This is a genomic window from Aphanothece microscopica RSMan92, assembly GCF_046613545.2.
Classification (GTDB): Bacteria; Cyanobacteriota; Cyanobacteriia; order PCC-6307; family Cyanobiaceae; genus NIES-981.
On sequence record NZ_JBKKKY020000199.1, the window covers coordinates 1 to 1,149 of the forward strand.

Consider the following 1,149-nt stretch of genomic DNA (forward strand, 5'->3'; position numbering starts at 1 on the left):
TCGCCGAGGGCGGACCCGCGCTGATCCTGACCTGGCACGCCTTCGCGCTTGCTGCGCTGGCGCTTGTACCTCTGGCGCTCGCACTCTCGGTAGACAGACGACGCATGGCCGAGACGCCAGGTCTCGCAATCGCGGCAGCCTCCTTCGGCGCGCTCGCCGGGCTGACGCAGGCGGTAGGCCTGTGGCGCTGGGTGTTCGTCGTGCCCACGCTCGCCCGGATCCAGGCCGATCCGGCCTCGACGGCCGAAGACCAGGCCGCCGCAGCGCGCGCCTTTGAAGTCCTGAACCTGTACGGCGGCGTGGCCATTGGCGAACACCTTGGCCAGTGGCTGACCGTCTTTTTCGTCGCCTCGCTCTCGATGCTGCAATGGCGCGAGGGCAGCCGTATCACCAGCGGTCTCGGCGGCGCCACGGCTCTCGTCATTGCCGTGGGCACGACGGAAGGCCTCGCGATCGCGCTTGGCCGATCGGGCGACCCCTTCGCTTTGTTCACGATTGCAGGATTTCTCCTGCTCACCCTCTGGCTGATGGCGACCGGCGTCGGTTTGGCGCGCGGCCGACGCGCGCCGGCGTGATCCATCCGGCCACCCACTCACTGTCGAATTGAAAGGAACGCGCTATGAAATCCTCGCTCCAAATCCTGACTGTCCTCACGCTCGCCGCAGGCTGTGCGACCTTCGAAACCGGTGTTCGCGACCCCGAGCGCTTCGGCCAAATCGCCGAGCGCACCATGTTCCAGAGCTCGCGGTCCGCGGCTGCGGTATCGTCCTGTTTCGCTGAGACAGCCGACCTCTATCCGGGCTCACAGCTACTCGAGACCGGTGACGGCGGTACGGCGTATGTCCTGCGGGTCGCGGGCTTCACTTTCGAGCGCATCACGTTCTCGAGCGTCGACCGCGGCTCGACGGTGACGATAGAGCTCGCGCCTGGTGTCGACGCCCGCTGGCGGCGCGACATGGAGTCGGGGCGCCTTGTCCCTCTGCGTGCATGTTTGGGGTCATGAGCCCCATTCAGGCGGCCTTTGAGGGCAACGCCCGCCCCGACACCTGACGGGGCGGGCGTGCAGCAGGGGTCAGCCGTGCCCTTCCGGCAGCGCGCGGGCCGCCGGCCCGCCGTGCGGGGCGAGCCCCACCAGGCGGGCGAGGCGGG

2 protein-coding genes are annotated in these 1,149 nt (G+C 68.8%); both read left to right on the forward strand.

All coding sequences use genetic code 11. From position 1 onward, the window contains the following. On the forward strand, positions 1-575 hold a 575-nt coding region (locus ACLD7X_RS16940), incomplete at its 5' end, for a DUF4386 family protein (protein WP_411424860.1). Positions 576-619: 44 nt separating this feature from the next. Next, the gene (locus ACLD7X_RS16945; protein ID WP_411424861.1) at positions 620-1,003 is read left to right on the forward strand and encodes a hypothetical protein; all 384 of its coding nucleotides are present in this window, start codon (positions 620-622) and stop codon (positions 1,001-1,003) included. Positions 1,004-1,149: the final 146 nt, after the last annotated feature.

Excerpts from the sequence above, each read along its gene's own strand:
- ACLD7X_RS16945 (WP_411424861.1), top strand. The coding sequence starts at position 620 with ATGAAATCCTCGCTCCAAATCCTGACTGTCCTCACGCTCGCCGCAGGC.